6 protein-coding genes are annotated in these 5814 nt (G+C 76.4%); 4 read left to right on the top strand and 2 right to left on the bottom strand.

From position 1 onward, the window contains the following. Window positions 1-122: 122 nt before the first annotated feature. Together IE249_RS01870 and IE249_RS01865 are read left to right on the top strand one after the other, a co-directional pair. Window positions 123-875, top strand: a complete 753-nt coding sequence (locus IE249_RS01870) for a class I SAM-dependent methyltransferase (RefSeq protein ID WP_189703218.1) — start codon at window positions 123-125, stop codon at window positions 873-875. 42 nt (window positions 876-917) lie between these two features. Continuing rightward, the gene (locus IE249_RS01865) at window positions 918-2030 is read left to right on the top strand and encodes a S1C family serine protease (protein ID WP_189702975.1); all 1113 of its coding nucleotides are present in this window, start codon (window positions 918-920) and stop codon (window positions 2028-2030) included. 330 nt (window positions 2031-2360) lie between these two features. Here IE249_RS01865 and IE249_RS01860 read toward each other — a convergent pair whose 3' ends face one another. Continuing rightward, on the bottom strand, window positions 2361-2579 hold the full coding sequence (locus IE249_RS01860; protein WP_189702974.1) for a hypothetical protein: 219 nt from the start codon (window positions 2577-2579) through the stop codon (window positions 2361-2363). Between the two features lie 127 nt (window positions 2580-2706). Here IE249_RS01860 and IE249_RS01855 point away from each other — a divergent pair, with 127 nt between their 5' ends. Then, complete coding sequence (locus IE249_RS01855; RefSeq protein WP_189702973.1) at window positions 2707-3909, top strand: bifunctional adenosylcobinamide kinase/adenosylcobinamide-phosphate guanylyltransferase; 1203 nt, start codon at window positions 2707-2709, stop codon at window positions 3907-3909. A 63-nt stretch (window positions 3910-3972) separates the two neighbouring features. Here IE249_RS01855 and IE249_RS01850 read toward each other — a convergent pair whose 3' ends face one another. Then, complete coding sequence (locus IE249_RS01850) at window positions 3973-5055, bottom strand: class I SAM-dependent methyltransferase (protein ID WP_189702972.1); 1083 nt, start codon at window positions 5053-5055, stop codon at window positions 3973-3975. A 287-nt stretch (window positions 5056-5342) separates the two neighbouring features. On the opposite strand from IE249_RS01850, the gene IE249_RS35870 reads away from it, so the two are divergent. Beyond that, window positions 5343-5814 (top strand): nicotinate-nucleotide--dimethylbenzimidazole phosphoribosyltransferase (locus tag IE249_RS35870; RefSeq protein ID WP_229857226.1); only part of this gene is annotated, 472 nt, incomplete at its 3' end.

Here is a 5814-nt window from a genome sequence, read left to right as displayed (position 1 = left end):
CTGCCCAAGCCGCAGGTCAAGCGCGGAGAGCGGCCCTGAGCGCGACCGCTTTCTCCGGGGGTGCCGCGGACGCCTGGCTGGGCAGGCTGGGCGGGCTGCGTGACGTCGTACGCCAGGAGCTGGTGGCCCGGCAGCTCGACGAGCAGATGGCCGGGCGGTTCCCGGTCGGGCGGCGGCTGCGCGTGCTCGACGTGGGCATGGGCCAGGGCACCCAGGCGCTGCGGCTGGCACGGGCCGGGCACGAGGTGACCGGGCTCGAGCGCGACGAGAAGATGATCTCCGTGGCGCGGGCGGCGCTGGCCGCCGAACCGGAGGGCATCCGGGCCCGCATGCGGATCGTCGAGGGCGACGGCCGTGACACCGGGGTGCACTTCCTGCCGGGCAGCTTCGACGTGGTGCTGTGCCACGGCGTACTGATGTACGTGGAGGAGCCCGATCCGCTGCTGGCGGGGCTGGCGCGGATGCTCGCGCCGGGCGGCCTGCTGTCGCTGCTGGTGCGCAACGGCGACGCGCTGGCGCTGCGCCCCGGCCTCTCGGGCGACTGGGCGGCGGCGCTGGCCTCCTTCGGCACGACGGCGTACCGCAACCGCCTCGGGCTCGACGTGCGGGCGGACCGGCTGGCCGATCTGACGGCGACGCTCGCCGGGATCGGCGCGCCGCTGCACGCCTGGTACGGGGTGCGGGTCTTCACGGACACGGCGGCGGACGGCACGCCCCCGCCGGACGACGTGGAGCGACTGCTCGCGGCCGAGGAGCGCGCGGGGCGCACGGACCCGTACCGCTCGGTGGCGGCGCTGTTGCACCTGTGCGGGGTGCGCGGCCAGGACCGGTCCGGTGCGGGTGTTCCGGGGGCTCGGGGCCGCACGTTCGGGTGATCACGGCAAGCCGGGCGTTCACCCCGACGGGAGACTCGGGGCATGGATCTTTCCGGTGCCCGCGCCCGTGCCCTCCGGCTGACCGGTCCGCTCCTCGCGTCGGCTTGCTGCGCCGCGCTGCTGTCCGGGTGCGACGGCCCACCCTCTCCGCAGGCCGCCGACGCCTCCGCCTCCAAGGGCGCCGCGCGGGCGAAGGACCCCGCCGGGCAGGCGGCCGAGGTGCCCAGGTCGGCCAACGATCTGCAGAGCGCCTACCAGCGGGTGATCAGGAACGTCCTGCCCTCGGTGGTGCAGATCCAGTCCGGCCGCGCCCTCGGATCGGGGATCGTCTACGACGACAAGGGCCACATCGTCACCAACGCGCACGTGGTCGGCGACCAGAAGACCTTCGAGGTGACGATCGCCAACAACGAGGGGACGCTCACCGCGCACCTCGTGTCCTCCTACCCGCAGCAGGACCTCGCCGTCGTCAAGCTGGACAAGGTGCCGGCCGGTCTCGAGGCGGCCTCGCTCGGCGACTCCGCGAAGGTGGAGGTGGGGCAGATCGTGCTGGCCATGGGCTCGCCGCTCGGGCTGTCGTCGAGCGTGACCCAGGGCATCGTCTCGGCGACCGGACGCACCGTCAGCGAGGGCCAGACCGGCGGGGGCACGGGGGCCACGATCGCCGACATGGTGCAGACGTCGGCCGCGATCAACCCCGGCAACAGCGGGGGCGCGCTGGTGAACCTTGACGGCCAGGTCATCGGCATCCCGACGCTGGCCGCCACCGACCCCGAACTCGGGGGCAGCGCGGCGCCCGGCATCGGCTTCGCGATCCCGGCGTCGATGGTGCGGACGATCGCCGGGCAGATCGTCAAGTACGGCAGGGTCGTCGACTCCGGCCGGGCCGCGCTCGGGATCACCGGACGGACCGTCGTCGACTCCGCCGACCGGCCCGTCGGCGTCGCCGTGGTGGACGTGCGGGCGGGCGGCGCGGCGGACGAGGCGGGCCTGCGCCCCGGGGACATCATCACCAAGGTCGGCGACGCGGACATCACCACCATCACCTCGCTGTCGGAAGCCCTGGCCACCGCAAGACCGGGCCGGCGAACGACGGTCACGTACTCCCGCGACGGCGCTGCGAGGACAGTGCCGGTGACCCTGGGCGAACAGTGAGCCGCCCGAGGCGGGCGGTACGGAGGACGCCTCGCCCGCGACCGGTCGGAGAGGGCGGCGGGGGCCTCGCGGCGGCCGCCCGCGAAGGCCGCCGACGTGGCCGGCACGCGGGACGCCTCGCCGGGGCGGTGCGCGAAAGGCCGCGCGGGTCCGTCCCCCCATCGCCACCCGCGAAGGGCCGCGCGCGGCCCGTGCGCGGCACCCCTCGCTGTGGCCGCCCGCGGACGGCTGCGGGGCGCTGCGGCGAGGCCGCGGACGGGGGACGGTGGAGGCCGTGCGCGGGGTCCGCCGGAGGCGGTTGCCCCGCGCCGGGTTGTTCCGGGGGCGGGGCTACGCCTGGGCCTCGTCGGCGTGGAGGCTCATCGGGCCGTAGATCTCCGTGGTGTCCTCGTAGAGCCGCACCTGGTCGGCGCCGCCGTCGAGCAGGGCCTTCCAGTTCTCCCCGATCCAGGACTCGGCGTCGCCCTGCGTGGTGAACTCCTCGGGCTGCACCGCGGGCTGGACCTCCGTCCCGTCGGCCGTCTCGAACCGCCACGTCCATGCCACCATGTAGGCCTCCCTGTGTGAGCACACTGAGCACACTGCGCGACGGAAGCCGGATCTTGATCGACTCCGGCTCCCGCACAGAGCCTATCCGGGCGCGCAGGACCCGCGGGCACCCTGGAAAATCGGGGGCGTGGACGTGACTCTGCTCGGCACCGGCGCCCCCGCGGGACTTCCCCGCCCCCACTGTCCCTGCGCGGCCTGCGCGACGGCCCTCGGCGAGCACGCGCGGGCGGCGACCGCGCTGCTCGTGGACGGCGCGCTGCTGCTGGACCTGACACCGGGCGCGGCGTTCGCGGCCGCGCGGGCCGGGCACTCGCTCGGCGGGGTGACGCAGGTGCTGCTGTCCCACCCGCACGACGGGCCCGCGGTGGAGGTGCCGGCCGGGCTGCCCCAGCCGGGGCGGGTCCCGGACGGGCGGGAGCTGGCGCTGCTGACGGGGCACCGGGTGCGGGCGGTGGCGCTGGACGCGCCGGGCACGGGGTACGCGGTGACCGGCCCGGACGGGCAGCGGTTGCTGTACCTGCCGCCGGGCGGGGCGCCGGCCGGTCTGGAGGAGGGCTCCTCGGAGACGTACGACATGGTCCTCGCGGACGTCGTGGGCCGCCCGGACGCGCTGGCGAAGCTGCGCGCGGTGGGCGCGGTGGGCCCGGCCACGGACGTGATCGCCGTCCACCTGGACCACGACGTGCCGCCGGGCGCGGAGCTGGTCCGCCGGCTCGCGGCGGCGGGGGCGCGGGCCGTGCCGGACGGCACGACGCTGACCGTCGGGGTCTACGAGGACGTACCGGACGTACCCCGGCGCACGCTGGTGCTGGGCGGGGCCAGGTCGGGCAAGTCCGTGGAGGCCGAGCGCCGGCTGGAGACCTTCCCCGGCGTGCTGTACGTGGCCACCGGCGGCGCCCGGGGCGGGGACACCGAGTGGGCGGCCCGGGTGGCCGCGCACCGGGAGCGGCGGCCGGGTTCGTGGCGTACGACGGAGACCTGCGACCTGGTGCCGCTGCTGAAGGAGGACGGGCCGCCGCTGCTGATCGACTGCCTGTCGCTGTGGCTGACGGACGCGATGGACGGCGTGGGCGCCTGGGACGACGCCGACTGGGCGGGCGGCGGCGAGCGGGCGCTGCGCGAGCGGGTGACCGAGCTGACGACCGCCGTGCGCACGACCGCCCGGACCGTGGTCGCCGTCTCCAACGAGGTCGGCTCGGGCATCGTCCCGGCCACCGCCTCGGGCCGCCGCTACCGCGACGAACTCGGCCGCCTCAACACCGCTTTCGCGGCCGAGTGCGAACAGGTGCTCCTGGTGGTCGCGGGCCAGGCGCTCCCCCTGCGCGGCTGAGCCCCGCCCGGCCGGGTCACGCACCGCCGGGTCTCGCCGGGCCAGGTCACGCGCGGCCGGGCGTCAGGCGGTGTCCTTGCGGGCGACGATCCGGTAGCTGTTGGACAGGCCGGGGACTTGCCTCAGTACCGGGGACAGCAGCAGGTCCAACAGGGCCGCCGCGTCCACCAGGGGGCTGGTGAGGGCGTTCAGCAGAGCGCGCAGCCCGCGCTGGAGGGCGCTCGGCGGTGCGCTGCGCCAGGGGGCGTCGGCCGGGGGCAGGAGCCGGGCGAGGAACAGGGCGAGGGCGGCGGAGAGGTCGTTCGGGGTGTGCGGGGTGCGGCGGTCGGTGACGAGGACCGTGCAGCCCAGCGACTCCAGTTCGGCCCGCAGGTTGCGCAGCGGGATCAGGTGCAGATGGCGCGGCTGGCCGTGCGGCAGCCACCACTTGCCGAGCAGCAGCGCGAACAGGCAGCGAGGGTCGGGCAGTTCGACGAGCAGATGGCCGCCGGGACGCAGCGCCGCGAGCGCCCCGCGCAACTCGGCCCGTGGGTCGGGGACGTGGGCGAGGTGGTGGAACACGCTGACCACGTCGTAGCGCCCGCGCAGCCGCGCGGTGACCTCCGGGTCGGCGAGGTGGCCGACGTGCGCCTCCTCGATCCGCTCGGCGGCGAGGGCCCGCCGCACGCGCGGCGTCGGGTCGAGGCCGTCGAAGGAGGTGTACGGGAACACCTCACGCGCCGCGGCCGGGAAGCGGGCGTGGCCGGTGCCGACGTCCAGCCAGCTCTCGGGTTCCCCGAGGCCGCGCAGCAGGCGCGCGTCGCCGCGGTGCCGGCGGTGGCTGCGGCGGGTGGCGAGCGCCGGGTCGGCGAGGCCGTCCGGGTCGCCCTCGTCGAAGTCCCGGTGGTAGAAGGCCAGTCCGGCCGCGCTGAGCCGGGGGTTCTGGAAGGCGTGCCCGCAGTCCCGGCACTGGTCGAGGGTGAACGAGCCCGGCTTGTGCTGGAGCAGGTCGGGCGCCGACAGGCGGGTGCGCAGCCGCCCCGAGCCGCACCAGGGGCAGTCCTCGCGGCGCGGCTCGTGGAACCGCTCGGTGCCCCGGGCGAGTTCGGCGGCGTACGCGATGCGGCGCGGGTCGTAGACCTCCGGCGCGTACGGCAGGGGCGGCATGGGCGGCTCCCGGTGGGGCGAGAGGGGGCGCGGCAGGGGCGGGTGGCGTGCGCCGTCCGACCGCTGCCGACATTTCACGGCAAAGGGAACGTATGGGATTGGGATCTTGGACGGAAAGACGCCGTCCGGGTGTGCCGCCGGCCGGACGGCCCCCCGGCGCACCCCGGCCACCGTTCCGGCCGCCCCCGGCCGGGCTGTTCCCCCGGTCCGGCACCGGTCCGGCACCGGCGGGTTGTGCCCCCGGTCCGGCACCTCCGCGTTCGGGCGGGGCCGGTACTGTTCGGCGAATGAGCTCGCTGAATCTCGACGACTTCACCGATCTGATCGAGCGTCCCGACGGCGGTGTGCGCCGTGACGCGGAGGCGCGCCGGGAGCGCGCGGCCGTGCCGCCCGGCGCGCTGGGCCGGCTGGACGACCTGGGCGAGTGGCTGGCCGCGGCGCAGGGCGCCGTGCCGGTGCGGCCGGTCGAACGGCCGCGGGTCGTCCTCTTCGCCGGTGACCACGGGGTGGCCGGGGCGGGCGTGTCCGCGCGTCCGGCGGGCGGCGCGGAGCATCTGGTGCGGGCGGTGCTGGAGGGCGGCCGGCCGGTGTCGGTGCTGGCCCGGCGGCTGGGCGTGCCGGTGCGGGTGGTCGACATGGCGCTGGACTGCGACCCGGGGGCCCTGCCCGCCGAGGTCGTACGGCACCGGGTGCGGCGCGGCAGCGGGCGCATCGACGTCGAGGACGCGCTGACCCTGGAGGAGGCCGAGGCGGCCTTCC

The organism is Streptomyces anandii JCM 4720, from assembly GCF_014650655.1.
Taxonomy (GTDB): Bacteria; Actinomycetota; Actinomycetes; order Streptomycetales; family Streptomycetaceae; genus Streptomyces; species Streptomyces anandii.
Note: the sequence above shows the minus strand (reverse complement) of the source record. Positions and strands in the feature narration are given on the sequence as shown.

Bases quoted from the DNA above. Each gene is read 5' to 3' on its own strand.
- IE249_RS01865 (WP_189702975.1), top strand. From the start codon at position 918: ATGGATCTTTCCGGTGCCCGCGCCCGTGCCCTCCGGCTGACCGGTCCG.
- IE249_RS01860 (WP_189702974.1), bottom strand. From the start codon at position 2,579: ATGGTGGCATGGACGTGGCGGTTCGAGACGGCCGACGGGACGGAGGTC.
- IE249_RS01850 (WP_189702972.1), bottom strand. From the start codon at position 5,055: ATGCCGCCCCTGCCGTACGCGCCGGAGGTCTACGACCCGCGCCGCATC.